Annotated in this window: 28 protein-coding genes; 9 read left to right on the top strand and 19 right to left on the bottom strand. The window is 64.0% G+C overall.

What is annotated here, in order from left to right; translation table 11 throughout:
* Nucleotides 1–21 precede the first annotated feature (21 nt).
* The gene (locus AC3WJM_RS07590) at nucleotides 22–2,496 is read left to right on the top strand and encodes a heavy metal translocating P-type ATPase (RefSeq protein WP_492271541.1); all 2,475 of its coding nucleotides are present in this window, start codon (nucleotides 22–24) and stop codon (nucleotides 2,494–2,496) included.
* Between the two features lie 98 nt (nucleotides 2,497–2,594).
* Here AC3WJM_RS07590 and AC3WJM_RS07585 read toward each other — a convergent pair whose 3' ends face one another.
* On the bottom strand, nucleotides 2,595–2,867 hold the full coding sequence (locus AC3WJM_RS07585; RefSeq protein WP_059388822.1) for a DUF2277 domain-containing protein: 273 nt from the start codon (nucleotides 2,865–2,867) through the stop codon (nucleotides 2,595–2,597).
* Between the two features lie 40 nt (nucleotides 2,868–2,907).
* Nucleotides 2,908–3,933: an EamA family transporter gene (locus tag AC3WJM_RS07580; RefSeq protein ID WP_307054992.1), complete on the bottom strand. Its 1,026-nt coding sequence runs from the start codon at nucleotides 3,931–3,933 to the stop codon at nucleotides 2,908–2,910.
* A gap of 70 nt (nucleotides 3,934–4,003) precedes the next feature.
* Between AC3WJM_RS07580 and AC3WJM_RS07575 the strand changes: the two genes are divergently transcribed.
* Nucleotides 4,004–4,552, top strand: a complete 549-nt coding sequence (locus AC3WJM_RS07575; protein ID WP_332603043.1) for a CGNR zinc finger domain-containing protein — start codon at nucleotides 4,004–4,006, stop codon at nucleotides 4,550–4,552.
* Between the two features lie 129 nt (nucleotides 4,553–4,681).
* Here AC3WJM_RS07575 and AC3WJM_RS07570 read toward each other — a convergent pair whose 3' ends face one another.
* The 3 genes from AC3WJM_RS07570 to AC3WJM_RS07560 form a co-directional block, all read right to left on the bottom strand.
* Complete coding sequence (locus AC3WJM_RS07570; protein ID WP_284988520.1) at nucleotides 4,682–5,032, bottom strand: hypothetical protein; 351 nt, start codon at nucleotides 5,030–5,032, stop codon at nucleotides 4,682–4,684.
* 67 nt (nucleotides 5,033–5,099) lie between these two features.
* On the bottom strand, nucleotides 5,100–5,654 hold the full coding sequence (locus AC3WJM_RS07565; RefSeq protein ID WP_492271520.1) for a hypothetical protein: 555 nt from the start codon (nucleotides 5,652–5,654) through the stop codon (nucleotides 5,100–5,102).
* 9 nt (nucleotides 5,655–5,663) lie between these two features.
* Nucleotides 5,664–7,007, bottom strand: coding sequence for an MATE family efflux transporter (locus tag AC3WJM_RS07560; RefSeq protein WP_284988521.1), 1,344 nt, complete (start codon nucleotides 7,005–7,007; stop codon nucleotides 5,664–5,666).
* A gap of 193 nt (nucleotides 7,008–7,200) precedes the next feature.
* On the opposite strand from AC3WJM_RS07560, the gene AC3WJM_RS07555 reads away from it, so the two are divergent.
* From AC3WJM_RS07555 to AC3WJM_RS07545, 3 genes are all read left to right on the top strand, one after another.
* Complete coding sequence (locus AC3WJM_RS07555; RefSeq protein WP_492271519.1) at nucleotides 7,201–7,635, top strand: DoxX family protein; 435 nt, start codon at nucleotides 7,201–7,203, stop codon at nucleotides 7,633–7,635.
* Between the two features lie 104 nt (nucleotides 7,636–7,739).
* Entirely contained in the window at nucleotides 7,740–8,708 is a 969-nt protein-coding gene (locus AC3WJM_RS07550) for an acyl-CoA thioesterase (RefSeq protein WP_306963468.1), read from the top strand.
* Nucleotides 8,709–8,759: 51 nt separating this feature from the next.
* Nucleotides 8,760–9,107, top strand: coding sequence for a hypothetical protein (locus AC3WJM_RS07545; RefSeq protein WP_492271518.1), 348 nt, complete (start codon nucleotides 8,760–8,762; stop codon nucleotides 9,105–9,107).
* On the opposite strand, the gene dnaB is transcribed toward AC3WJM_RS07545, so the two are convergent.
* The gene (gene dnaB, locus AC3WJM_RS07540) at nucleotides 9,104–10,483 is read right to left on the bottom strand and encodes a replicative DNA helicase (RefSeq protein ID WP_184739940.1); all 1,380 of its coding nucleotides are present in this window, start codon (nucleotides 10,481–10,483) and stop codon (nucleotides 9,104–9,106) included. The two genes, AC3WJM_RS07545 and dnaB, sit on opposite strands and share 4 nt — an antisense overlap.
* Before the next feature lie 627 nt (nucleotides 10,484–11,110).
* On the opposite strand from dnaB, the gene AC3WJM_RS07535 reads away from it, so the two are divergent.
* Nucleotides 11,111–11,590, top strand: a complete 480-nt coding sequence (locus AC3WJM_RS07535; protein WP_492271517.1) for a hypothetical protein — start codon at nucleotides 11,111–11,113, stop codon at nucleotides 11,588–11,590.
* Nucleotides 11,591–11,593: 3 nt separating this feature from the next.
* On the top strand, nucleotides 11,594–12,169 hold the full coding sequence (locus tag AC3WJM_RS07530; protein WP_284988523.1) for a hypothetical protein: 576 nt from the start codon (nucleotides 11,594–11,596) through the stop codon (nucleotides 12,167–12,169).
* Between the two features lie 25 nt (nucleotides 12,170–12,194).
* Here AC3WJM_RS07530 and AC3WJM_RS07525 read toward each other — a convergent pair whose 3' ends face one another.
* The 7 genes from AC3WJM_RS07525 to rpsF form a co-directional block, all read right to left on the bottom strand.
* Nucleotides 12,195–12,542, bottom strand: a complete 348-nt coding sequence (locus AC3WJM_RS07525; protein ID WP_492271516.1) for a TFIIB-type zinc ribbon-containing protein — start codon at nucleotides 12,540–12,542, stop codon at nucleotides 12,195–12,197.
* A gap of 88 nt (nucleotides 12,543–12,630) precedes the next feature.
* A complete protein-coding gene (locus AC3WJM_RS07520; RefSeq protein WP_284988525.1) occupies nucleotides 12,631–13,257 on the bottom strand; it encodes an FMN reductase in 627 nt (208 codons plus the stop codon).
* Nucleotides 13,258–13,357: 100 nt separating this feature from the next.
* Nucleotides 13,358–14,194 (bottom strand): PhzF family phenazine biosynthesis protein, encoded by an 837-nt coding sequence (locus AC3WJM_RS07515; RefSeq protein WP_492271540.1) that lies wholly within the window; start codon nucleotides 14,192–14,194, stop codon nucleotides 13,358–13,360.
* Nucleotides 14,195–14,381: 187 nt separating this feature from the next.
* A complete protein-coding gene (gene rplI / locus AC3WJM_RS07510) occupies nucleotides 14,382–14,834 on the bottom strand; it encodes a 50S ribosomal protein L9 (RefSeq protein ID WP_059388834.1) in 453 nt (150 codons plus the stop codon).
* A gap of 17 nt (nucleotides 14,835–14,851) precedes the next feature.
* On the bottom strand, nucleotides 14,852–15,091 hold the full coding sequence (rpsR, locus tag AC3WJM_RS07505) for a 30S ribosomal protein S18 (protein ID WP_003800144.1): 240 nt from the start codon (nucleotides 15,089–15,091) through the stop codon (nucleotides 14,852–14,854).
* Between the two features lie 125 nt (nucleotides 15,092–15,216).
* Complete coding sequence (locus AC3WJM_RS07500) at nucleotides 15,217–15,792, bottom strand: single-stranded DNA-binding protein (protein WP_078107100.1); 576 nt, start codon at nucleotides 15,790–15,792, stop codon at nucleotides 15,217–15,219.
* Between the two features lie 55 nt (nucleotides 15,793–15,847).
* On the bottom strand, nucleotides 15,848–16,153 hold the full coding sequence (gene rpsF / locus AC3WJM_RS07495) for a 30S ribosomal protein S6 (protein ID WP_028267876.1): 306 nt from the start codon (nucleotides 16,151–16,153) through the stop codon (nucleotides 15,848–15,850).
* A 259-nt stretch (nucleotides 16,154–16,412) separates the two neighbouring features.
* On the opposite strand from rpsF, the gene AC3WJM_RS07490 reads away from it, so the two are divergent.
* Nucleotides 16,413–16,751, top strand: a complete 339-nt coding sequence (locus AC3WJM_RS07490; protein ID WP_059388837.1) for a YnfA family protein — start codon at nucleotides 16,413–16,415, stop codon at nucleotides 16,749–16,751.
* Between the two features lie 154 nt (nucleotides 16,752–16,905).
* Entirely contained in the window at nucleotides 16,906–17,577 is a 672-nt protein-coding gene (locus tag AC3WJM_RS07485) for a DUF1345 domain-containing protein (protein ID WP_253257315.1), read from the top strand.
* A 1-nt stretch (nucleotide 17,578) separates the two neighbouring features.
* On the opposite strand, the gene AC3WJM_RS07480 is transcribed toward AC3WJM_RS07485, so the two are convergent.
* From AC3WJM_RS07480 to AC3WJM_RS07455, 6 genes are all read right to left on the bottom strand, one after another.
* On the bottom strand, nucleotides 17,579–18,880 hold the full coding sequence (locus AC3WJM_RS07480; RefSeq protein ID WP_306963457.1) for a M18 family aminopeptidase: 1,302 nt from the start codon (nucleotides 18,878–18,880) through the stop codon (nucleotides 17,579–17,581).
* A gap of 54 nt (nucleotides 18,881–18,934) precedes the next feature.
* Nucleotides 18,935–19,630 (bottom strand): response regulator, encoded by a 696-nt coding sequence (locus tag AC3WJM_RS07475; RefSeq protein ID WP_059388839.1) that lies wholly within the window; start codon nucleotides 19,628–19,630, stop codon nucleotides 18,935–18,937.
* On the bottom strand, nucleotides 19,627–20,913 hold the full coding sequence (locus AC3WJM_RS07470; protein WP_306963455.1) for a sensor histidine kinase: 1,287 nt from the start codon (nucleotides 20,911–20,913) through the stop codon (nucleotides 19,627–19,629). The genes AC3WJM_RS07475 and AC3WJM_RS07470 overlap by 4 nt, the downstream gene beginning before the upstream one ends.
* 64 nt (nucleotides 20,914–20,977) lie before the next feature.
* On the bottom strand, nucleotides 20,978–21,868 hold the full coding sequence (locus tag AC3WJM_RS07465) for an ABC transporter permease (protein ID WP_284988529.1): 891 nt from the start codon (nucleotides 21,866–21,868) through the stop codon (nucleotides 20,978–20,980).
* The gene (locus AC3WJM_RS07460) at nucleotides 21,865–22,863 is read right to left on the bottom strand and encodes an ABC transporter ATP-binding protein (RefSeq protein WP_284988530.1); all 999 of its coding nucleotides are present in this window, start codon (nucleotides 22,861–22,863) and stop codon (nucleotides 21,865–21,867) included. The genes AC3WJM_RS07465 and AC3WJM_RS07460 overlap by 4 nt, the downstream gene beginning before the upstream one ends.
* Nucleotides 22,864–23,030: 167 nt before the next feature.
* Nucleotides 23,031–24,536, bottom strand: coding sequence for a bifunctional phosphatase PAP2/diacylglycerol kinase family protein (locus tag AC3WJM_RS07455; protein WP_307055017.1), 1,506 nt, complete (start codon nucleotides 24,534–24,536; stop codon nucleotides 23,031–23,033).
* Nucleotides 24,537–24,571: the final 35 nt, after the last annotated feature.

The following is a 24,571-nucleotide window of genomic DNA, read 5'->3' as shown; positions in this document are numbered from 1 at the left end:
ATCGAACTCGACATCGAGGGCATGACCTGCGCATCATGCGTGGCCCGCGTAGAGCGGAAACTGGGCAAGCTCGACGGCGTGGAGGCTTCCGTCAATCTCCCCCTCGAATCAGCCCACGTCACAGTCCCGGACAACGTCACGGACCAACAAATCGTGGACACAGTAAACGCAACGGGCTACAAAGCCTGGATCCGCGAATCGAGGCCCAACCCGTCCACGGCCCCCTCCGCCGACCACACCCACGATCGCGAAACCGATATGCTCGGCGCGCTCGAGTCCAGCACCGAAGGCAGCCCGGGTGACGGCGGCGCTGTAGAACATGACCACAGCAATAGCGCGCCGGAACATGACCACAGCGACGGTGCCGGTGTTATGCGGCAGCGTGCGTCTAAGGGAGGAACGACCGAGCACGCCGAGCATGGCGCCGGTGGCGGCGCGCAAGGCGACCACGGTGCCAGCGAGCACGCAGCCAGCGCCCACGAAGACCACATGCATCACGGCCCTGCGTCCCGCCAGCTAAGGCCAAGACTGATTGCCGCCGCCATACTGACGGTTCCGCTCTTCGCCATCTCGATGATTCCAGCTTTGCAGTTCCCGCACTGGGGTTGGGTCGCCGCTGCACTGGCACTTCCCGTGGTGACGTGGGCTGCCTGGCCCTTCCATCGTGCGGCCGCCATTAACGCACGCCATTTCGCTTCGACCATGGACACGCTCGTCTCGATTGGTGTCTTGGCCGCATACCTCTACTCCGCGTGGCAACTCTTTGCCAACCCCATGATGACCGAACACCCGGGCATGGAGTCCACGGGAGGCATGGGCGGCGGGCTGTACTTCGAAGTTGCCGCCGTGGTCACCACGTTCCTGCTTCTGGGCCGCTATCTCGAGGCCAACGCCAAAGCGAAGGCCGGCGACGCCCTTAAGGCCCTCCTGAACCTGGGGGCGAAGGACGCTACGGTGCTGCGCGACGGCGTCGAGCACAAGATCCCGGCCGAGCAACTCGTAGCCGGGGACATCTTCGTGGTCCGCCCGGGAGAGAAGATCGCCACGGACGGCCTGGTGACGAGCGGTTCATCCGCCGTGGATGCCTCCTTGGTCACCGGTGAATCGGTGCCCGTGGAGGTCGGCCCGGGAAGCCAGGTCACGGGCGCCACCATCAACACTTCGGGCCGCTTGCTGGTCCGCGCGACGCGCGTCGGTTCCGAGACGACGCTGGCCCAGATGGGGCGGTTGGTCAGCCAGGCGCAGACGGGCAAAGCCCCGATCGCACGGCTCGCCGATCGGATCAGCGCCGTGTTCGTGCCCGTCGTGCTGGTCATCGCCCTGGTTACTTTCGTAGTCTGGCTCGCGCTGAGCGGGGACCTCAATGCCTCGTTCACGGCTGCCGTGGCGGTGCTCGTGATTGCCTGCCCGTGTGCGCTTGGGCTCGCGACTCCCGTTGGCCTCCTGACCGGGACCGGCCGGGGTGCGCAGCTCGGCATCCTCATCAAGGGTCCACAGGTGCTTGAAGATACGCGCACTGTGGACGCCATCCTGTTGGACAAGACCGGAACCGTCACCAGCGGCAAGCTGGCCGTCGGACATACCCTGGCCTTGAACGGGCACTCCCCCGCCGACGTGCTCTCTCTCGCCGGCGCCGTCGAGGCAGCGTCGGAGCATCCCATCGCCCACGCGATTGCCGCTGCCGCCAAGTCCGCAATGCCCGACGCCGGCCCGCTCCTCGCGGTGAAGGACTTCAGTTCCGCCCCGGGCGGCGGAGTCCGGGGAGTGGTTGCGCTGAACGGAGCCGGAAACGGCGCTGAGCGAACGGTCGTGGCCGGCAGGACTGGCTGGCTGGAACTCAACGGAATCTTCCCCGACGATGCACAGCGCCGGGCCCTGGCAACTGAGGAAGCCGGCGGCGCAACCGCTATCTGGGTTGCTGTGGACGGGGAGCCCGCTGGAATTGTTACGCTAAGGGACACTGTCAAACCCGGTTCGGCGGCAGCCATCGCGAAGCTCAAGGAACTCGGGATTCGCCCTCTCCTGCTGACTGGAGACAACGCTGCGGTCGCCGCCCAAGTGGCCACCGCCGTCGGGATCTCCCCGGAAGATGTGTTCGCGGGCGTCCTGCCGGAAGGCAAAGTGGACGCGGTGCGGATGCTCCAGTCGCAGGGCTCCACTGTGGCCATGGCCGGGGATGGAGTCAACGACGCCGCAGCCCTGGCGCAAGCCGATCTTGGCATCGCCATGGGATCGGGCACGGATGTGGCGATCGAGGCCTCGGATCTGACCGTGATGGGCAGTGACCTTGGCCAGCTGGTGCAAGCCATCGAGCTGTCCCGGAAGACGCTTGCCACCATCAAGACAAACCTGTTCTGGGCGTTCTTCTACAACGCCATCGGTATCCCGGTGGCAGCCCTTGGTTTGCTCAACCCGATGATCGCCGGTGCGGCCATGGCTGCGAGCTCGGTCCTGGTGGTCGCGAACTCGCTCCGGTTGCGCTCCTTCGCAAAGTAGCCCCGACCCACCCAACTAACTCGCAGTTGTTGTCGTTATCCGGCGCGAAAACGGCAACAACTGCCAGTCAGTTGGGGGAGCTAGCAGTTTGGGGGCAGCTAGGCCGTTCCGAACCGAACGGCCGCGCGGGCCCTGGCTTTGGCCGCCTCCTCGTCGCGATTGCGCGCTGGCGCATGGGTCACGAGGGAATCGAGCAGATGCTGTGTGATATGCGCAATCTCATGGACAGCCTCGGCGAAGGCCTCCTCGTTGGCCTTTGACGGCTTGGTGGTGCCGCTGATCTTGCGCACATATTGCAGCGCGGCGGCTTCTACCTCTGCGGAGGTGGCTCGTGGCTCGAAATTGTGGAGGGTGTGGATGTTCCGGCACATATCAACATGCTAGGCCCAGTCCCCCATCAAGGCTCGGTTTTTAGAGCACCCTCTCCGAGGGCACCGGCTCGACGTCGTTCGCATGGTCAAGCTCGGGGGCTACTTCGCCGAAGCCGGCAGCATCACGCTTGTCCGCCCGCAGTTCGTCGATTCGCACCAAGACCACTCCGCACACAATGAGTGCCCCGCCCACGAGCTGGATGGCTCCGGGCAGTTCGGCCAGCAACAGCCAGGCCCACACCACGGCGAACAACACTTCAGTGAGCGAGACGAAAGATGCCACCTTGGACCCAAGGCTTCGGGCTGCCATGATCCCCGTGACGTAGGACAGCACGGTGGACAGGATGACAAGGCCGGCGATCGAGACCCACCACGGCGTGGTCCACGGCCCGAGGTGCGTATCCGCCGTGGCGAAAGTCATGGATACCAGACCAGTCCCGCCGGCAATCCAGATAAGGATTGAGCCTGCCATGAGACCGCCGGCGGCCAGCACGATGGGCGGCAAGGTGTCGTTCTGCTTGGCCGTGATGAAGAAGTAGATGACCAGGCAGACGGCCGCGGCCATGCCCCACAGGACGCCGACGAAGTCGACCTTCACGGCGCCGGTGAGATCGAGCACCAGGACGAGTCCGCCGAGGGAAAGCAGCGTTCCAATGGCGGTGAGGGCCCTGGGTCGGCGTCGGCTCGCGGCCCACAGCCACAAGACGATCATGGTTGGCGCGAGGTATTCGAGCAGGAGGGCGACCCCCACGGACAGCCTTGACACCGCATTGAAGTAGAAAAGCTGGCACCCCGCAACACCGATCACGCCGAACAACAGGATGGTGAGCCAGTTGTCCTTGAGCTGGTGCCAACGGCCCCGGAGAGCGATGACGGCCGGGATTACCAAGATGAGTGATGCGCCGCTCAATCGGATGGCAACTGCCGCGCCGGGGGTCCACCCGGTTTCCAGGAGGGACTTGGCGAACGAGCCGGACAAGCCGAAAACCGCTGAGGAAAAGAGCGCGAGCCCCAGGCCCGACGCCATGAAGCCCGCAGCACCAGCCCGGTTTGTTGCAGCTGACACAGCAGCCTCCTGTCAGGAGTAAAATGGGTTACGCTGCTGACAATACTCCCGAGAGATGTAAGGAGTCAAAGTGCTTTTTGCACCTGACACTGAAGTCGCGCTTCGAACCGTGGTCAATTTGATCAATACGGCCGCCAACGGGACCGAATCCCTCACGAGTGCCGCCGAGCTTCACGCCTTCCTTGACGCGGAAGAATTCACGGGGACCAGGGAGGGAACCGAGGCGGAATTGGCCAGCGTGAAGCGACTTAGGAGCCAGCTAACCTCCTTGTGGACAGCGGATGAGGACGCGGCGGCAAAAACCGTCAACCAACTCCTCACCGACGCGCGCGCACTTCCCCAGCTGGTCAAGCATGATCATTGGGATTGGCACCTACACGCAACCACCCCTGAGGCGCCCCTCGCGGAACGCATGGGCACGGAAGCTGCCATGGCACTTGTGGACGTCATCCGCAGCAAGGAAATGGACCGCCTGCGGGTGTGCGCAGCGGACGATTGCGACGCCGTCGTGCTGGACCTGAGCCGCAACCGATCCAAGCTCTATTGCGACACGGGCAACTGCGCCAACCGGACGCACGTCGCTGCCTACCGGGCCCGGAAGGCATCAGGGGCCGAATAAGGGGGCGGGCGTCACGTCGTGCAGCTTTTCAAGGTGCACGACGGCGGCCTGCCCCGAGTTTCCCGGGTTGCCGCGGTGGCCAGCCGGCAAAAAGTTGCGTGGCGTGATGCGATAGGAGGCTAGGACGGCCTAGTCGGCGTCGGGGGTTTCCGTTTCGCTGCCCGCTTGGGGGGCCGCAGAACCGTGACCTTGGCCCGGTTTCCTGGAACTGAGGTTGACGCCCGAGCCCTTGCCGAGGTGCTCGGCGTTTTCCTTGTGGCTCATGGAAAGCATGGCGGCGAGGACGAGACTCACAATGAAGGCGATGCCGGCGCCGGTAAAGGCGAGGTCAAAGCGCGGAGTGCGGGCGCTGCCGCCGGAGGCGAAAATCAGCACAGCGAAGAAGATCACGACGCCCCAGAACGCGGAGAACATCAGCGGTCCCTTAACCGAGGTCCGCATCTTGCGCGGCTCTCTTGGTTTTTGGTCAGCCAAGGTCATTCCTCCAATGTGGGTGCTGGCGCCGTTCGCGCCTTGAGAGTTCTACGCAGGGTAGAACGTACGACTACTAGTTTACGGCCTCAGCGGAGGGGGTTCGCCCATCGTGCCGCAGGCTCAGCCCGGACAGCACCCACAAGACTCCCGAGATGATGGCGCCACCGCCGGCAACACCGAGGAGCGCGTGCGCTCCAAGGCTGATGAAGAACGGCAACGCAACTGCGGTCCCGATGCCCACGGCACCGGAAATGATCCAGTCGCGGGCAAGGACGCGGCGTCCGCGCGTCCGGAATCCCTGGACCAGCTCAAACACCCCGAGCACCAGCAACCCGACGAGCGCGGAAACGCCAACGCCCGTGTCGGACTGCGTAATCAAGGCACCCACCCCTGACAGGCCAACGACGGCGGCCGCGGCCGCCGGAACGCTAGCAGCCAGGAACGCGGCGCCCGCGGTTGCGAGCAGGTAGAGCCCGGCAGCCCAGGCCAGAACGTGAACGGATGGCGAGCCCCAGAAGACGGTCACGGCTCCAAACACCAGCGCAGCACCGGCGCGGAGAAGTACGGGCTTCCAGAGGGCGGCTGCTGCGGGCGTGGATGAAGTCGCTGAAGAGGCGGGGAGAGTCACCAGTCCAGTTTAGTGCGAACCGAGGACCATCCATTTGTCGGAGCGGGCGCGTAGCCCCAGAGTGACCCCGCGGGCCAGCATGTAGCCCAGCGCGAACGCGGCCCAGAGCCACACGAGCCCCGCCGCGCCGTCGGGCCTGGTCAGGTGCACTGCCGCCAACAGCGGCAGATAGACCGCGAGGTTCACGACGCCGGCAAGCGCCAGGTAGCGGGCATCGCCCGCGCCGATCAGGACGCCGTCCAGGACGAAGACGTATCCGGCGAGGGGCTGCCCGACGGCGAGTACCCACAGTGCCGCGGTGAGCGCGGACTGGACGCCGGCGTCGGAGGTGAACAGGAAGCCCGCCCACGGAGCGGCGCCCGCGAGGACTACACCGGTCACGACGCCGAAGCCCACGCCCCAGCGGATCATGGTGCGGGTGAGTTCGCGCGCACGCGCCGGATGGGAGGCGCCGAGTTCCTTGCCGATGAGGGCCTGCGCAGCAATCGCCAAGGCGTCCAGGGCGAAGGCGAGGAAGGAGAAAATGGTCATCGCGAGCTGGTGCGCGGCGAGGTTCACGGACCCTTGGGACGTGACCACCAGGACCGTGGCCAGGATAGCCAGGCGCAGGCTGAGGGTGCGGAGCATGAGCCATGAACCCACGGTGGTCATCGTGCGGATTCCGCGCCAATCCGGGCGCAGCGAAACGCCGTGGCGCCGGGCGTTCCGTCCCACTATGGCCAAATAGACGGCGGCCATGGCCCATTGAGCGATGCTGGTGCCGATGGCTGACCCCGCCACGGACAAATGGAGGCCGTAAACCAGGAACCAATTCAGGGCGATGTTGATAGCGAACCCCGCTGTTGCGACCACCAAAGGCGTGCGTGTGTCCTGCAATCCGCGCAACACGCCGGTTCCGGCGAAGATCAGCAGCATGGCGACGAGTCCCGGCATGGACCAACGCAAGTACTCCACACCGTATGCGCGCACCTCGCCGCTCGCTCCAAGCAACCCGACCAGCGGCTCAGCCGCGAAGAAGCCCGCCACTGCGAGGACGGCACCCAGCAGCAACGCCAGCCACACGCCGTCGCGCCCTGCGGCCAGCGCTTTGGCGAGCTTTCCGTCCCCGATGGCCCGGGCCACCGCGGGAGTTGTCGAATATGCCAGAAACACCATAAGTCCGACGGCGGTGTACAGCAGGGTGGAGGCCAGCCCCACGCCCGCCAGCTGAGGGACGCCAAGATGGCCCACAATGGCGGAATCGGCCAAAAGGAAGAGGGGTTCCGCGATGAGCGCCCCAAAGGCGGGGACAGCCAAGCGCAGGATCTCGCGGGCAGTGGAGGGCGCGATGGGACGGGTCACTGTTTGGGGCACTTTCCCAGCCTAGCGGGAGCCGCCGACACGCAGCTTGGGGGCTTATGCGGGACCGCCTAGCCGGCCTCGCCGGGTCACGGTTGTTTGACACTTCCAGCAAAGTTCGAAAGGCTTGAGTTGAAGCTTCAACAAATTGGGCCTTGGCCTTGGAGCTTCACGACAGCCAACCGCTACCCGAAAACGGTGCAAAAACATGAACCAGTCCACCCTGACCAACACAGCCCTTACTGTCCTGCGCGTCATCGTCGGCTTCATCTTCGCCGCGCATGGCTGGCAGAAATTCAACGAGTTCACCATCGCCGGCACTCAGGCCGCCTTCGGCAAGATGGGCGTCCCCGCCGCCGATGTCGTGGCCCCGATTGCGGCAACCATCGAACTTGTCGGGGGCATTGCCCTCATCGCGGGCGTGCTGACACGCGTCTTCGCCGCCGTCCTTGCGCTGGACATGCTCGGCGCCCTGTTCCTGGTCCACGCTCCGGCCGGCCTGTTTGCGGACAAGGGCGGGTATGAACTCGTCCTGGCCCTCGCCGCCGCAGCCGCGGCTGTGGCCCTGACAGGCGCCGGACGGATCTCCATCGACGCCGCGGTCTTCGGCCGGAGGGGTTCAAAGCTGCGTATTCTCGCCTAGGATCGCGTGCACCACATCGCTGGCGACACCCAGGCCTGTCCGCTTGGGTGTCCCCAGCCCGTCATACAGCGCGCCGGTATCCACGCCGTCGATACACTCACGTCATGAGCGAGCTCCCCTCCCACTCCGTCACCCTGCGGTTCCTTGCTTCCCCCACCGACGTCGGACATAGCGGGTCCGTCGACGCCGGCACAGTCCTTGAGTGGGTGGACAAGGCCGCCTACGCGGCAGCCGTTGGCTGGGCGAAGTCCTATTGCGTCACGGCATATGTGGGCAACATCCATTTCGCCGACCCCGTGAACAGCGGAGACATGGTCGAGGTCGAAGCGACGATCGTCTATACGGGCCGCTCTTCCATGCACATCCGGACCATCGTGTCCTCCGGCGATCCCAAGGGCGGGCCGGCCACGATGCGCAGCCAGTGCCTGGTGATCTTCGTCGCGGTCGGTCCCGACGGGCGGCCGGTTCCAGTCCCCCAGTTCCAGCCTTCGACGCCGGAGGAAATCGAGCAACGCGACAACGCCCTCGCCCGGATTGCCGTGCGGGAAAAGATTGTCGAAGCCATGAACGCGCAGGAATATACCGACGCCGGCACAGCCGAACGCGTTGTCCTCCGCTTCATGGCGGCCCCCACTGACGTCAACTGGGGCGGAAAAGTCCACGGCGGCATTGTCATGAAGTGGATCGATGAGGCCGCCTACGTCTGCGCTTCCCGCTATTGCGGCAAGGACACCGTGGCCGTGTTCTCCGGGGGCGTGCGCTTCTACCGGCCATTGTTGATCGGCGATGTGGTGGAAGTCGAAGCCCGCCTCGTCTACACAGGCCATAAAGGCATGCATATTGCCGTGCACGTTCGCTCCGGGAACCCGAAGAGCCGTGAGATGAATCTGACCACCTACTGCCTCACGGTCATGGTTGCCAGGGACGAAACCGGCACGTCTGTTCCTATACCTCCCTGGGTGCCGGAAACCGACGAGGACCGGCGCCTTCATGCCCATGCCCGCGAACTGCTGGAGATCCGGGGACGGGCTCCCGGAAACCGGAGGCCGGATCATTTGCTTAACGGCCGGTAGGCGTTTCGTCCGGGTCTGGCGCCGCGAAGTTCAGGGCGGGAAGATGTCCTCATGGTGCCCGAGGAACGGTTCAATGCACTCATCGACGAATTCAGGAGTGTCCCGGGTGTGAGCGTCCCGGGTGAACCGGGACAGCACGGATTCGGTTCGTCTGCCTTAAAGGTTCACGGCTCGATCTTCGCGATGGTTTCGGGCGGCAGGCTTGTTGTGAAGCTGCCACGTGATCGTGTCAACGCCCTGATCGGCACCGGAGCCGGGGCGCCGTTCGACGCCGGAAAGGGTCGTCCGATGAAGGAGTGGCTCACGGTCACCGCCGAGGATCACGAGTCGTGGCTGGCACTGGCCCGTGAGGCCCTCGACTTCGTAGGGTCTGCGCACCACCAGGCAACCAGCGGCTAGAACCCGCCGCCGGTCTCGCCCGCCATGTTCGCGAAGCGGGAGTAGTGTCCCTGGAAGGCAACCACGATGTCCTTGGTGGGACCATTACGGTGCTTGGCGATGAGGATGTCGGCCTCTCCGGCACGGGGGGATTCCTTGTCGTAGACGTCTTCGCGGTGGAGAAGGATGACCATGTCGGCGTCCTGCTCGATGGAACCCGATTCACGGAGGTCCGAAACCATGGGCCGCTTGTCTTGGCGCTGTTCGGATCCACGGTTGAGCTGCGAGAGCGCGATGACCGGAACCTGGAGCTCCTTGGCCAACAGCTTGAGGGCACGCGAGAACTCGGAGACTTCCTGCTGGCGGGACTCCACCTTCTTGCCGGAGCTCATGAGCTGGAGGTAGTCGAGGATCACCAGTTTGAGGTCGTGCTGCTGCTTCAGGCGACGGCACTTTGCCCTGATTTCCATGAGGGACATATTGGGGCTGTCATCGATGAACAGCGGGGCGTCGTTCATGCGGCCCATGGTGGTGGCGATCTTTGACCACTGCTCGTCCTTGATGGTGCCCTTGCGCAGGTCCTGGAGGCCGATGGTGGCTTCCGCGGACAGCAGGCGCATCGCGATTTCGTTGCGTCCCATTTCCAGGGAGAACATCACGGTGGCGAGGTTGTTCTTGATGGCAGCGGAACGGGCGAAGTCAAGCGCGAACGTGGACTTACCGACGGCGGGGCGCGCGGCGATGACGATCATCTGGCCCGGGTGAAGACCATGGGTGAGCTCATCGAGTTCGTAGAACCCGGTGGGTACGCCCGTCATGCCCTCCCCGCGGTGGCCGGATGCCTCGATCTCATCAACGGTGGATTCCATGACGTCCTTGAGCGCCACGTAGTCTTCCGCAGTGCGGCGTTCGGCCACGGCATAGATCTCGGCCTGGGCTTGGTTGACGAGGTCTTCGACCTCTCCGTCCTGGCCGTACCCCATCTGGACGATCTTGGTGCCGGCATTCACGAGCCGGCGCAGGACGGCGCGCTCAGCAACGATTTCGGCGTAGTAGCCAGCGTTGGCCGCCGTGGGCACGGTCTGGATCAGTTCGTGCAGGTAGGCAGGGCCGCCGATCCGGTTGATCTCGCCGCGCTTGGTGAGCTCATCGGACACGGTGACGGCATCGGCAGGTTCGCCGCGGCCGTAGAGGTCGATGATGGACTCGTAGATCGTCTCGTGGGCGGGACGGTAGAAGTCATGTCCGCGCACAATTTCCACGACGTCGGCGATGGCATCCTTGGACAGCATCATGCCGCCGAGAACTGATTGTTCAGCGGGGATGTCCTGGGGAGGTTTGCGGCTGGCGTCCGAGGTCCGGCCGCCCTCGATCGAATCCAAGTGCGTAACTGACAAAGCCGTCCTCCATTGTGTACCGCGAAGATAACTGTTCCCGGCGGTGCGGTAGGCCAATGTCCCGTGTGGGTTGCTCCGACCGCGCCGTTTATGCCGGCTGGTCCAAACTGTTCCGTAGGGCACCGACAATTTTGGTTTTCCCAAGATTTCCACAACTTATCCACAGAAAGGTCCGCAGGCGCGCTGCTTTTCAACGGCACCAAGGTGCCGTCGACAAGAAACAGGGGTTTTCCAAGTACCTAAAGCAGGTACTCAGCCACGTTAGCCCTGCTTTTCCGAGGCACCAAGCCGGACCTGTGGATAAAGTGTGGAATACATACCCCTACTTGTGCACAGTCTGTGCATGACCCTGTGGAAAGAGAAATTCTTTTTCCGGCAAATAGCCTCTGAGCTGGGAAAACGTTCTTCGAGCCATGTGGATCAAAAGTATTTTCCTCCACGGATCATCCACAGGGCGATTCGCTCAATCCAGGCTCCGGTCCCCGCCTGACGGCCGAAAGGGGGATAAATATGCCAAAAATGTGATACTCCCCACAAATCAGCCTGAAATTTGACAGTCGGCTCTCAGAAGCTATGCCAAAGCAGGAATGTGCTGTGGATAACCGCGTTCTGACATAAGCTCTAGGTATGGGTTTCACCATTGGGGATGTACTGCTGGTCGCAATGCCCGTTGTCATCCTTGTGGCCGTGATTTGGGCCCTGACGGCGGCATTCAAGCCACGCAACTCGGGGCTGTCAGACGCCGAACGATATCAACGGGAGCTGGCCGCCCGCTCGGCAGCCCACCAGGCCGCCCAAGTGCAAGCGGCGACGGCAGCGAGGGCCCGCATCGATGCATCCACACGGCCCAGCCAGAATGCGCAGCAACAGTCCCAGCAGGACAGCCAGTCGCGGGCGGCACTGAGGGCTCAAGCCGGGGCTGGCCAGGGAGTCGGCCAGGCCGGCTACAACGGTCCCATCCTCCCCAACGGGCAGTTGAATCCACAGTTCGCCCTGCAGCTGCAGGGCATGGTCCGCAGCGGGCAGAAAATCCAGGCCATCAAGCTCCTGCGCCAGACGACCCACTCGGACTTGTTGACCGCCAAGAACTACATAGATCGGCTTTAGCGCATGTCTTCCCTACTCGTTCCGGTCTTGATCCTGGCGGCCGTCGTCGTCGGCGTGCTGCTGATGAGCCGTGTGCTCGCCCGCCGCTCAGCGGAACTCCGCGGAAATGCGGCCACCCACAAAGCTGCCGTGGATCCCGTCGAGCTGGCCCGCGAGGCCGCCGCGAAGCTCAGCGAGGATCAACACCGGCAGCTGTATTCCCTGATCGCCCAAGGTCAGGCCATGGCGGCCATCAAGCTGTACCTCAGCGCCACCGGAGAGGGCCTGCGCGCCTCACGGGACGCCGTCGGCGCCCTTGCGGCGCACCCGCAGCCCTTCCGCAAGCCCGAACCCGCCCCGCAGGACCTCATGCCCGACGACGACGAGCCGGAGCACTTCCCGTACCGGTACCGCGCAATCGTCAGCAAGGGCGACGTCACGCGTGAAGTGAGCAGCAATATGCTCAATGACGAGATCTACGGCCGGATCCGCACCCTGGCCAAGAGCGGCGACGTCGAAGCCGCGGCATTGGCCCTGACCAAGCATTCCGACATCAGCATGAAGCAGGCCAGGGAGTTCATCGAGCTGCTGGAGGACTAGCCCGGGCCGGGCGAGCCCTCACGTCCTAGAAGTCGAACAGGTCCCCCAACCAGCCTTCCTTTTTCTTGGGCCGCCGACGGTCATAGTCGCGGTTGTGACCTTGCTTGCCGTAGTTCCAGTCGTCAAGGCGTGGCCTGTCATTCCCGGCATAGCGGGGATCCTGGGTCTCGTAGGCCGGGTTGCCATACAGCGGCGGTGGCGTGAGTCCGTCCACCGGAGCCGGCGGCGCGGTGGATCCAGCCCCGAATCCGCCGGCGGCACGGTCAATAATCTTGTCGAGCTCGCCGCGGTCCAGCCACACTCCTCTGCACTGCGGGCAGTAATCGATCTCCACACCGCTGCGCTCACTCATTACCAGGTCAATTGAATCCACGGGACACTTCATGTTCGGGTCAACGAGCCGGCCGCCGGAAAAGTTCGGCCGGCTCGCCCTGTAGCGAACCGGCCTCGGACTACCTCGCCTAGCGTGCCGCGGTGATCCCCGCGAGGAGCTGCTCAAAAGGCAGGGATTCCATCGCGTCCGCCTTGCGGTGCGGCTGCTCGCCGCTCAGGAGCCGGGCAAGCTCGCCGGCCGCGCGGTCCACGCGGACCGATAGCGGCGACGCGCCGTCGTCGGTGTTTCCCCAGTCCTGGGGTCCGGCGAAAACGGACGTCTGGGTTATCCGGGTCCGAAGGTAGGTGAAGAGCGGACGCATGGCGTAGTCGAGCACCATTTGGTGCCGGTCGGTGCCGCCCGTGGCGCCCAGGAGGACTGCCTTCCCGTCCAGGGACTTGGGGTCCAGCACGTCGATGAAGGACTTGAACAGCCCGCTGTAGGAGGCGCTGAAGACGGGAGTGACGGCGATGATGCCATCGGAATCCTCGACGCCGGCGATCACCTCCGCGAGGCGCGGCGCGGCATAGCCGGTGACGAAGTTGTTGGCGATATCCACGGCAAGGTCCCGGAGTTCGACAATGTCCACGCGGACCTCGTAGCCGGCATCGCCCAGCTGGCGCTTGGCCGACGCGGCGAGCTGGTCTGCAAGGAGCCTGCTCGACGACGGTACGCCAAGTCCGGCGGAAAGGACGGTTATGCGGCGGGTCTCCATGGCTGTCTCCTGTTGCTAGGCGGTTCGATGGCTTCAAACCAGAGTACATGCGTTTGCATCTATACTCCCAAACTGCAGCTCCGCGCCTTTTATTCCCCCGCTACAGGCGGACCGTTCCCTGGATGCACATCACCGAGCTCCCACCCACCCAGGTCTCGCCGTCTTCCACCGCGACGTGGATCCGTCCCGCCCGGCCCAGCACGGTGCCCTGCGCGGCGACGTACTGCTCCGGAGCCCGGCCGCTGCCGATCAGCCACTGGGCAGCCCCCGCATTGAAACTTCCCGTGACGGGGTCCTCCACCATGGCGTCTCCCGGAATAAACGTCCGGACTTCGAAATCGACTCCGGCGCCCGGTTCATGAGGACCGATCACACCGACCTTCAGATCCCCCAACGCCGCAAGGTCCGGCTCAAGGCCAAGGACCTGCTCGGCCGACTCGAGGAGCACGCCAATCCATTGAGGCCCGTTGACCAGCCACGATGCATCCAGGAGCGCCGCTTGGGGCATCCGGAGGCCGGCGGCCAGCTGTTCGATGGTTCCTTCGTCCACGGGCCCGAAGCGCGTCAGTGGCGGCGCAGCGAACGCGAGCCGGCCGCCGTCGAGCTTTACCTTGACCAAGCCTGCGCCACATTCCTGAACCAGCATCCCGTCCTGTTTAGGCACTCCGCCGGCCGCCAGCCAGGCATGCGCCGAGCCAAGCGTCGGATGTCCCGCGAATGGAAATTCCTCGCTGCCGGTGAAGATGCGAACGCGGTAGTCGGCCGCAGGATCGCTCGGCGGCAGCAGGAAGGTGGTCTCGGACAAGTTGGTCCAGTGGGCAAAGTGCTGCATCTGGTCCGCGCTGAGCCCCTCAGCGTCGACGACGATTGCAAGCGGATTGCCGAGGTATGGCACGTCGGTGAAGACATCCACTTGCGAGAAGGGCCTGGTGCGCATGGTTTCAAGGTTCACCCCGGCAGGCTATCAAGTTCCCCCGCCTTCCTTAGCGCGAACTGGCAGCTAATGCCCGTAGCGAGGCCGCCGGAGGGCATCTACTGCCAGTTCGCGCCCCCGAAAGCGCATATAGCAAAGGACCCCCGCCTCCGGAAACCGGGGACGGGGGTCCTTCGAGCTACGTCAGAGATTATTTCCCTGCAACGACCTCAAGGTCGATGACAGCGGAAACGTCCTCGTGCAGGCGGACGTTGGCCTGGTACGAACCAAGGGACTTGATGTGGTTCGGCAGTTCAACGTTGCGCTTGTCGATAGAGCCGAGGCCAGCGGCCTCAACTGCAGCAGCGACATCAGCCGGCTTGACGGTGCCGAAGAGACGACCGGACTCGCCGGCCTTCACTACGAGCTTGACCTTCTTGGAAGAAAGCGCAGAAGCCTGGGCCTGTGCAGCTTCAACCGAAGCGTGGGCACGAGCAGCGCGGGCAGCCTTGATGGACTCAACCTGCTTCTCGCCACCCTTGGTCCAGGTCAGAGCGAAGCCGCGGGGCAGCAGGAAGTTACGTGCGTAACCGTCCTTGACCTCGACAACATCGCCAGCAGCACCGAGACCGGTTACTTCGTGGGTCAGAATGAGCTTTGCCATGTTAGTTAATCCCTTCCTTAGCCGCGGCCAGCGCCGGAGTAAGGCAGCAGAGCAACTTCGCGGGCGTTCTTGATTGCCTGGGCGATTTTGCGCTGTTCCTGCACCGTGACGCCAGTGACGCGACGGGCGCGGATCTTTCCGCGGTCGGAGATGAACTTGCGCAGCAATGCTACGTCCTTGTAGTCGATGACGGTGATGTCAGCGGCCTTCAAGGGGTTGGACTTTGGTTTGGGCTTACGGAGTTCAGCCTTAGCCATCGTGGAGCTCCTTTTCTATGGAGCCCGTGGAATGGATCCACGGGATGGTGGTGCTCGACGGCGGTCGCCACCCGGGTGCCTTGCGGCACGTCCGGCGGGTTCCGGCGTCGAACTTTTATGAGTGTTTAGAAGGGAGGTTCGGAATCCGGGCCGTTGCCCCATCCACCCGCATTGCTGACGCCCGGGGTAGCCCAGGGGTCTTCCTGCGGTGCGGATTGGCCGCCGCCCCACGTTCCGCCGGAGTTGCCGCCCTGGTTTGCACCAGCGCCGCCACCTCCGAAGCCGCCGCTATTGTTGCCGCCGCCGAAGCCGCCCTGGCCACCCTGACCGCCGGAGCGCTGGGTGCGGTTGACCTTGGCATTGGCGTAACGCAGGCTCGGGCCGATTTCATCGACTTCGAGCTCGATAACGGTGCGCTTCTCGCCTTCCTTGGTTTCGTAGGAACGGCTCTTCAGGCGGCCGGAAACGATCACGCGCATGCCCTTGGTGAGGGATTCGGCGACGTTTTCGGCTGCTTCGCGCCATACCGATGCGCGGAGGAACAGGGTTTCCCCGTCCTTCCACTCATTGGACTGGCGGTCGAAGGTCCGGGGAGTAGAAGCGATGGTGAAGTTCGCTACCGCCGAGCCTGACGGTGTGAACCGCAGTTCGGGGTCATTGGTGAGATTACCGATGACCGTAATAGTGGTTTCGCCTGCCATCTACTGCCTCCTTGTTCGTTCCTGCGGGGTAAAGAATGAAAGCCTGGAGCTGAAATTACTCAGCAACGACCTTCTGCTCTTCGGGGCGGGTGATCTTGGTGCGCATGATGGTCTCGTTGAGACTCAGCTGGCGGTCAAGTTCCTTGGCGGTTTCCGGCTTGGCGGTGAAGTTCACCACAGCGTAGATACCTTCGGACTTCTTCTTGATGTCGTAAGCGAGGCGACGGCGGCCCCAGATGTCAACCTTTTCGATGGTTCCACCATCGGTGGTGATGACATTGAGGAACTTCTGAAGCGACGGCTCTACGGTACGCTCTTCGACCTCGGGGTCGATGATTACCATCAATTCGTAAGGACGCATATGTGAACCCACCTCCTTTGGGCTAAGCGGTTACGGCATTTCCGTAACAGGAGGTTCATTTGCGATGAACAGTGCTGATGACCGCTTCCAGAAGCGGAAGCAGGCGCAGCACAGACTTCAATATCTTAGTCCATTTCCCGCCTCTAAGCCTATTCGGCGTGTCGGCATGGTGGAATGCGCGGCGCCGCGTATGTGGATAACCCAGATGTGTGGATAACCCGCGTGGTACCGCGACGCCAGGCTCAGGCAGACTGAACCCATGACCGTCCTCAAATCCGTCGCACTCTTTATCCTCGCGGCCATCGCCGAGATCGGCGGGGCCTGGCTCGTGTGGCAATCAGTCAGGGAGGCCAAACCGTGGTGGTGGGCGGGCCTCGGTATCGCAGCCCTGGGTATCTACGGTTTCGTGGCGGCGTTCCAGCCTGACGCACACTTCGGCCGCGTGCTTGCCGCTTACGGCGGGGTGTTCATCGCCGGATCGTTGGCTTGGGGAATGCTTATGGATGGCTTCCGCCCGGACCGTTGGGACATCATCGGCGCCATGATCTGCATCTTCGGAGTGGCCGTCATCATGTTCGCGCCCCGGCCGGGCAGCTAAGGCGTCACGGCAGCTAAGCCGTCACGCTGTTCAACTTTCTGGACCGTCCGGCGTCGGGATCCCCCGGTTTTCCGGGGCGCTGCTCCATGCATGAGCCCAAAAGTCTGCGTGGCGTGACGCCTGAGCCTCTAGCCAGGCGTGCCATGATCTGACTATGAACGCCGCAGCAAAGAACCAAGGTCCGAAGTCTGCCCGTGCCAAACGTTCCCGATTGCGATTCTTGCTGATGATCGTCACCGGCATCGCTGCCGCAGTGGCGACCGGAATTTGGGGACAGTGGATCTACGCGCCCGCGGCGGGCTGGGCAGTGGCCGCGGTGGTCTACAACATCTTCGTGTGGACAGTCATCACTCGGATGAAGGCCGATCAGACCAGAAGCCACGCCAGGGAAGAAGATCCACGGCGCTCCACGGCCGATCTCCTGATCCTGTGTGCCGCCGTCGGCTCCCTCGCAGCCTTCGTCCTGGTGATGTTCGGCGCGAAGGACGCGCACGGCGTCGACAAATTCATGCTCGCCCTGCTGGCCCTCGTCGGTGCCGTGGCGTCGTGGCTGCTGGTGCACACCCTCTTCACCCTGCGCTATGCCGAGGTTTACTACACGTCCGATCCGCCCGGCGGCATCGAGTTCAACCAAAAGGAACCGCCGCAATACACGGACTTCGCCTACATGGCGTTCAGCCTCGGGATGACGTACCAGGTTTCGGACACGTCGATCACCACCAGGGCAATGCGGTCTGCCGCCTTGCGGCACAGCCTGCTCGCCTACGTTTTCGGCGTCGGGATCCTGGCCACCACCATCAACCTCGTGGTGAGCCTGGCGTCTTGAGCTAGATCGCCGTGCGGAAGAACAACTCCGTCACCGTGGCCAGGTGGCGCGGGTCTTCAACGCCGCATAGCTCGCGTGCGGAGTGCATCGACAGAAGGGGCACGCCTACGTCGACCGTCCGGATCCCCAGGCGGGTGGCCGTCAGCGGACCGATGGTGGAGCCGCACGGGACGTCGTTATTGGAGACGAACTCCTGGTAGGGGATACCCGCCTCGCCGCAGAGCCGCGCCCAGAATGCCGCGCCGGTAGCGTCCGTGGCGTACCGCTGGTTCGCGTTGATCTTGAGAAGCGGTCCGCCATTGAGGATCGGTCGGTTGGCCGGATCGTGCCGCTCCGGGTAGTTGGGGTGGACGGCGTGGCCGGCATCCGCGGAAACACAGAACGACGCCGACAACGCCTGGCGCCGTTCGCTCACCGTTGCGCCCAATCCGTCGGAGATCCGGGTGAGGATGTCTTCGAGGATGGGTCCGCAGGCGCCCGAGCGCGAGGCAGAGCCGATTTCTTCGTGGTCGAAGGCGGCCAGGACCGCGATGGGGCCGGCAGCCGACGCGCCCGCGGTTGCGTGCGCAATCAGTGCCGCGAGCCCGGCGTGGGTTGAGGAGAGGTTGTCGAGCCGCCCCGATGCAAACAGTTCGCCCTTGGCACCGAACTGCTCAGGTGCCTGGGTGTCCGCGACGACGATGTCGTAGCCGCCGATCTGCGCCGGATCCACGGAAACCCCGGCCACCGAGTCCGCCAGGATTGCCAGGACATCCGCGGAATCGGGATCGCCGAGGCCGAACACGGGGTTCATGTGCTGTTGCTTGTCCAGCGTGAGGCCGTCATTGACGGCCCGGTCAAGGTGGATGGCCAATTGCGGGAAGCGCAGGAGCGGTCCGGTTGCCGTGAGGTGCTGGGTGCCGTCCAGCATCACGAGGCGCCCTGCGAGCCGAAGCTCACGGTCCAGCCAGGAGTTCAACAAGGGTCCGCCGTAGACTTCGACGCCGGCCTGCAGCCAACCGAACTTCCCCGTTGTCGGCTTGGGCTTGAGCTTGAAAGACGGAGAATCCGTGTGGGCGCCAAGGATATTGAATGCCGTGGTCGGAGTGGCGCCTTCCGGCGTCACCCATGCAATGAGGGCGCCGTCCCGGATCACGTAGAAGCTGCCGGCCCCGCCTTCCCAATGCTGAAGTTCATCAAGGGCCGTGAAACCGGCCGCATCGAGCCGGCGCGCGGCCTCGTTGACGGCGTGGAAGCTCGACGGCGATGCGCTGACATAAGCGCCAAGGTCCTGGATGTGTTCTGCAGCGGAGTTCGAAGGCATGGCTCCGAGTCTAGCCGCGGCCGCGGACGTCGCCGGCGAGGCGGTATCGCGTCACTAGTAATCCGGGTTGCTCGGGATCACGAGTCCTGTTTCGTAGGCGTAGACCACCACTTGGACCCGGTCCCGCAGGTGCAGCTTGGTGAGGATGCGCCGGACGTGGGTCTTGACCGTGGCTTCGGACAAAAAGAATTTGTGCGCGATTTCGGCGTTGGACAGCCCTCCGGCGATAGCCTCCAGCATCTCGGTTTCGCGGGGCGTCAATTCTTCGAGCAGTGGATCGCGGGCCGGGGCTGCGGCCTGGCCGGGAACGCGGCCCCCGCGGACGTAGGTTTCCAGGAGCCGCTGGGTGACCCTCGGAGCAACCACGGCGTCGCCGCTGGCCACGAGCCGGACGCCTTGGACCAACTCGGCAGGCGCAACATCCTTGAGCAGGAAGGCGGAAGCCCCAGCTTGCAAGCCGGAGAAGGCATACTCGTCGAGGTCGAAAGTGGTCAGGATGATGATCCTGGCGTTGGTTGACGAGGCCGTGATCCGCCGTGTGGCTTCGATTCCATCCATGGCGGGCATCCGGACGTCCATGAGCACGACGTCGGGTTCCAGTTCCTTCACCTTCCGCACGGCTTCGGCACCGTCGGAGGCTTCGCCCACCACTTCGAGGTCGTCCTCGCCTTCGAGGATGAGCCGAAATCCCATGCGTAGCAGGGGCTGGTCGTCGACCAATAGAACCCTGATGGGAGCATTGTCTGTCATGATTTCCCCTTGTCGCCATTCCATTTCAGCTCCGCATGGACCCGCCATCCGCCGTGGATTCCAGGACCGGCATCCACGGTTCCGGCATAAATTCCCGCACGTTCACGCATTCCCGCGATGCCTTGGCCCGTGCCCAAGGCCGCCTCTTCGGTTCCCGGCTCCCGGGAGCCCCTGCCGTCGTCGAGCACTTCAATGGTGACCGAGTCACCCTCCCGCACGATCCGCACATCCACTTGGCTCAAGGAGCGCCCGTACCTGAGCACGTTGGTCAGGGATTCCTGCACGATCCGGTAGACCGTGAGTTGCAACGCCGGGTCTTCAGGAAGGGCAGGGCCCGTGTGTGAATAGTGCAACGGCAGCCCCGCCGTCCGGAATCCGTCCAGGAGTTTGCTCAGGTCGTGCCCGGAAACCAAGGGCTCCAGGGGCGCCGGGCGCGCGGAGTCTTCCCGCAGCACGCCGAGGACGCGGCGCATATCAGCCAGCGCAGTCCTGCCGGTGCGCGAGAGTTCGCCAAGCACCTCACCCGCGCGCTCAGGATCCTTCTTGACCACGACGGCGGCACCGTCCGAGAGGCTGATCATGACCGTCAGCGAGTGCGCCACGACGTCGTGCATCTCGCGGGCGATCCGGTTGCGTTCGGTGACGGAACCCAAGCGGGCCGTGCGGGCAGCCCAGGCCCTGATTTCGCTCTCATGCTCACGCCGCTGCCGCACCGAAATGCCGATGCCGGTGGCGATCAGGTTGGACAACAAGATGCTGACCGCGGCCGCGATGTTGCTGATGAGGTGGAAATTCTCCGGAATCGCCTCTCCGTTGGCAGGGGCCGCCGGACTGGTCCACATGAAGAGATACACGAGCGTCAGGGGCAGGCTCGCCGCGCCGAACACCGTCAACGCGAAGGTCCGGGCCCTCGCCACGGCCACCGCATACAGCGCAAACCACAATCCCGCCGAGACGTTCGAACCCCAGGGATTCAGCAGCGTCACGGCCACTTCGAGGACCGCAACGGTCGCGGTGACACTCAGCGGATTGCGGCGTCGAAGGAACAGGATGGCGGCGATGGCAACGAGCAGCAGGGCGGCGAACCATTTGCCGTCCACGATGGAGCTGATCAGCGTAGGCAGTGCCAGGAGCGAATAGCAAAGCACCACCACGGCGTCCATGACGCGCGGGTGCTCAAAGAGATAGCGGCGGATCCTGCCACGGCGCCGCAGCGTGATTTCAGCAAAGGACGCGTCGGCCACGTGGGCCGACGCGTCCTGTGCTGGCAACTCTTCACTCATGGCTTGAGCCTAGTGGCCTTGCCCGGAGAGGTTGTCCATGGATCGCGGATCACGCGATTGCGAATCAGACGTCCCGCTTCTTGAGCGCAATGAGGGCAGGAACCATGAACAAGATGACGTAGCCAAGGAACACGAGGCCGCCCGCCCACGGATCCAGGGTGCCGTCGACGTGGCCGATCGACAAGAAGCGGCCGCCGGCTTCACTGGGCAGGTACTGGGGGACGTACTTCCAGAAGTCCCCCGGTGCGAAGCTGAGGAACTGGCCTGCGAACGGGAGGACGAACATGATGCCCACCAGGACGGTGATGCCGCCGGCAGGGTTCTTCAGCAGTGTTCCGAGCGAGAGGCCGATCAGCGCGACACCGGAGACATAAAGGCCGCCGGTGAAAACACTGTAAAGGACGCCGTCCGTGTTCCAGCCGAGGTCAAGGCCAAAGTTGGCGAACATGGGTGAGGCCAAGAGGAAGGTCACGACGCCGGCCACGACCGAAAGGATATAGGAGACCACAACCAGGACCACGGCTTTGGCACCGAAGGTGGAGAGCCGCCCCGGCGCCGCATTCATGGTTGACCGGATCATGCCGGTGGCGTACTCAGAGGCGATGAAGAGCACGGCCAGGGATCCCATGACGAGGATGCCGATGTTGAGTCCGGCGTTCGGCAGGTTGTAGAGGCTGAATCCCGATCCCGGCGGGAAGGAGTCAACTGCTTGCTGCACCGTTTCCTTGTGACCCTGCCGGCCGACTTCGACCATCTGGTTGATGAAGTTCCACCGGACGAGGGCTGACAGCAGGCCGATGCCGACAATGGCCACGAAGGTGAGGAGCAACAGGATCTTGGTGCTCATGAGGGTCCGGAACTTGATGGACTCGGAGTTCAGCACACGGAGGAAAGTGACGCCACCGGTCCCGGCTGACGGGATCGCATGTTTCTTGCTGACGGTGGTGGTGCTCATGACTGGATCCCTTCCATGGTGGCAGCGGATGTGGCGCCGGCGCTGGCAGGGCTTCCGTTCAGCGTCCCGCCTGGCGCTGCCGGTCCGCCGGTGATGTGCGAGTGGTATTCCACCTCGTCCTTGGTCAGCTGGAAGTAGGCTTCCTCCAGTGACGACGTGAGCGGAGTGAGTTCGTAAACCAGCACGCGGTTGTCGAGGGCGAGCTCTGCGATGCGGATCGGCTCCACCCCGTAGATTTCCAGGGTTTCACGTTCGTTCTGCTCCACCCGGACACCGTCGCGGGCCAGCAACTCGGACAAGCGGGTGGTCTCCGAGGTACGGACCAACGTGCGCTTGCGGCTCTGGCTCTCGATCAGCGCGTCCACCGTGGTGTCGGCAATGATCTTGCCGCGACCGATCACAATGAGGTGGTCGGCGGTCTGGGCCATCTCGGACATCAGGTGGCTGGAAATGAAGATGGTCTTGCCCTGGCTTGCCAGGTAACGGGCGAGGTTCCTGACCCACTGGACGCCCTCGGGATCCAGCCCGTTGACCGGTTCGTCGAGGATGAGCGTCTGGGGATCACCCAGCAATGCGTTGGCGATGCCAAGCCGCTGGCCCATGCCGAGGGAGAACCCTCCGGCCTTCTTCTTGGCAACTGCGGTGAGGCCGGTCATCTCGATGACTTCCTCAACGCGCGAGTTTGGAATCCCGTGGGTCGCTGCCATTGCGCGCAGGTGGTTGTACGCACTGCGGCTCGTGTGCACCGCCTTGGCATCGAGCAGCGCTCCCACTTGGTGGAGCGGGGCTTTGTGCTGGGAGTAATGCCGGCCGTTGACAATGACGTCGCCCGACGTCGGGCGGTCGAGACCCATGATCATGCGCATGGTGGTGGACTTGCCGGCGCCGTTCGGGCCAAGAAAGCCCGTGACTTTCCCGGGCTGTACGGTGAAGCTGATTCCGTCCACGGCTGTCTTTGCGCCGTAGACCTTCCTCAAGCCTGTTGCCTCAATCATGGAAGCGTTCCCTCCGCTTGCTGCAGCTATGTGGTGACTGTACGTACAACGCTATCCACCGGTACGGCCGAATTCGCCGGTCTCAGGGATGATTCAGGGGCAGGTCAGGGTAGTCCCTATGGATGATGTCGGCCGCGCTCAGGGCTTGCAGGGCACTTGGGAGAGCATTAGGCAAGCGGTGAATACACCCGAAGCGCACGACGGCGGACTGTGAACTCCGCGGTCCGCACACCCGGCAACGGCTCGCCGTCGACCGCAATCACGAGCGGCTCTCCGATCGCTTCGATGCTGATTTCCCCGGCCTCGCTGAGGTGGGTCACCTTCGATGTACTCACGGTTCCAGTGAGGACCGCCCACAGCAGACGCAACCGCGCAAAGGGCTCATCGGCCGTGACCATGCGGATATCCAGCACCCCGTCGTCAAGCACGGGCCGCGTCAATGGTGCCAGGTCCCGCGGGTAGTAGCGGCCGCGGCCTATGTAGAGGATCCACAGCTTGTGGTGCACTCCGTTGATCAGGAGAGTGGTGGGGGTTGCCGCCCCGAAGGTGCGCAGACCCGCGACGAGTCCCGCGAGGGGTTTCCCCATGGCAGGCTGAAGCCGCTCGCGGCGGCGCACCAAGTTGGGGTACACGCCAACGCTGGCAGTATTCAGCATGATGAGCTCCGCAACCTCGTCCTTGCCGTCGATCCCACGGCCGGCGCTCACGTGGCCCAGATCTGTCCACGCCGCGGCGCCCGTTTTGGCGGCCTTAAGGGCGCCTTCGAGGGACCGTGCGTCCACGTCGCGAGCAAAGTGGTTGAGCGTTCCGCCCGGTAGCACCAGCAAGGGCAGTGAGTGCTCGACGGCGGCCGCTGCGGCCGCGCCGACAGTTCCATCACCGCCCCACACGCCCACGGCCTTGGTCCCGGGCCGCCCTGCTGTGGCCTGGATTTCGGCAGCCACGTCATCGCCATCGGAAATCAGGTTTATATACGCCTTGGGGAATATTTCTCGGAGCTGGGTTTCGGTGTCCGGCGAGTAGGAACCGCCGAGGGCGTTGACCGCAATACTTAGCCCCTCGCCGTCGCCGACTGCAGGCGCGTCGGCCGGTGAACGGTCCGTGTCCGGAACGGGAGGCCGGGCCGGCCACCACTTTCGCGTCAGGAGGGCCGCTCCGGCGCCGATCGCGGAGCCCAGCACGACGTCGGAAGGCCAGTGGGCGCCCGTATGGACCCGGGAATACGCCACACCCGCCGCAACGGGAGCCAAAACTGCACCAAGGCGGGGATCCACCAGCGCGACGCCAAGAGTGAATGCCACCGCAGACGCGGAATGGCCCGAAGGCATCGACGAGCTTGTGGGCTGCGGGTTCACAAAACGGAAGACCGGAAGGTGCTCGGGCAACGGCCGCGTCCGTGGAAGAAGCGTCTTGAAACCCAGATTGGTGACGGCTGATGCCACCCCAAGGGCCAGGAGTCCATGGATCGCGGCCTGGCGGGGCTTACCTGGAATTGCCGCACAGACGCCAGCTACGGCAAACCAGAGCTTGCCCTTGGTAGCGGCCTCCGAGAGGTTTTTCCAGACAGCATCGTGCCGGCCCTCCGGCCACCGGGAAACCGCCCGGACAATGGCGCGATCGAGCCGCGCCACGTTTCTCACGTCCCAATGGCCCCATCGCAGCTTGCTTCCCATCCCACCAGACTATCGGCGGGCTGGCTAGGATGTGG

It is taken from the genome of Arthrobacter sp. FW306-1B-G06A (assembly GCF_058781765.1).
This window is presented reverse-complemented; position numbering and strand designations above follow the sequence as displayed.

Coding starts and splice junctions, on each gene's coding strand:
- AC3WJM_RS07590 (WP_492271541.1), top strand. CDS start 22: ATGACCTGCGCATCATGCGTGGCCCGCGTAGAGCGGAAACTGGGCAAG.
- AC3WJM_RS07585 (WP_059388822.1), bottom strand. CDS start 2,867: ATGTGCCGGAACATCCACACCCTCCACAATTTCGAGCCACGAGCCACC.
- AC3WJM_RS07570 (WP_284988520.1), bottom strand. CDS start 5,032: ATGACCTTGGCTGACCAAAAACCAAGAGAGCCGCGCAAGATGCGGACC.
- AC3WJM_RS07555 (WP_492271519.1), top strand. CDS start 7,201: ATGAACCAGTCCACCCTGACCAACACAGCCCTTACTGTCCTGCGCGTC.
- AC3WJM_RS07550 (WP_306963468.1), top strand. CDS start 7,740: ATGAGCGAGCTCCCCTCCCACTCCGTCACCCTGCGGTTCCTTGCTTCC.
- AC3WJM_RS07545 (WP_492271518.1), top strand. CDS start 8,760: ATGGTGCCCGAGGAACGGTTCAATGCACTCATCGACGAATTCAGGAGT.
- AC3WJM_RS07535 (WP_492271517.1), top strand. CDS start 11,111: ATGGGTTTCACCATTGGGGATGTACTGCTGGTCGCAATGCCCGTTGTC.
- AC3WJM_RS07530 (WP_284988523.1), top strand. CDS start 11,594: ATGTCTTCCCTACTCGTTCCGGTCTTGATCCTGGCGGCCGTCGTCGTC.
- AC3WJM_RS07520 (WP_284988525.1), bottom strand. CDS start 13,257: ATGGAGACCCGCCGCATAACCGTCCTTTCCGCCGGACTTGGCGTACCG.
- AC3WJM_RS07515 (WP_492271540.1), bottom strand. CDS start 14,194: ATGCGCACCAGGCCCTTCTCGCAAGTGGATGTCTTCACCGACGTGCCA.
- rplI (WP_059388834.1), bottom strand. CDS start 14,834: ATGGCAAAGCTCATTCTGACCCACGAAGTAACCGGTCTCGGTGCTGCT.
- rpsR (WP_003800144.1), bottom strand. CDS start 15,091: ATGGCTAAGGCTGAACTCCGTAAGCCCAAACCAAAGTCCAACCCCTTG.
- AC3WJM_RS07500 (WP_078107100.1), bottom strand. CDS start 15,792: ATGGCAGGCGAAACCACTATTACGGTCATCGGTAATCTCACCAATGAC.
- rpsF (WP_028267876.1), bottom strand. CDS start 16,153: ATGCGTCCTTACGAATTGATGGTAATCATCGACCCCGAGGTCGAAGAG.
- AC3WJM_RS07490 (WP_059388837.1), top strand. CDS start 16,413: ATGACCGTCCTCAAATCCGTCGCACTCTTTATCCTCGCGGCCATCGCC.
- AC3WJM_RS07485 (WP_253257315.1), top strand. CDS start 16,906: ATGAACGCCGCAGCAAAGAACCAAGGTCCGAAGTCTGCCCGTGCCAAA.
- AC3WJM_RS07480 (WP_306963457.1), bottom strand. CDS start 18,880: ATGCCTTCGAACTCCGCTGCAGAACACATCCAGGACCTTGGCGCTTAT.
- AC3WJM_RS07475 (WP_059388839.1), bottom strand. CDS start 19,630: ATGACAGACAATGCTCCCATCAGGGTTCTATTGGTCGACGACCAGCCC.
- AC3WJM_RS07470 (WP_306963455.1), bottom strand. CDS start 20,913: ATGAGTGAAGAGTTGCCAGCACAGGACGCGTCGGCCCACGTGGCCGAC.
- AC3WJM_RS07465 (WP_284988529.1), bottom strand. CDS start 21,868: ATGAGCACCACCACCGTCAGCAAGAAACATGCGATCCCGTCAGCCGGG.
- AC3WJM_RS07460 (WP_284988530.1), bottom strand. CDS start 22,863: ATGATTGAGGCAACAGGCTTGAGGAAGGTCTACGGCGCAAAGACAGCC.
- AC3WJM_RS07455 (WP_307055017.1), bottom strand. CDS start 24,536: ATGGGAAGCAAGCTGCGATGGGGCCATTGGGACGTGAGAAACGTGGCG.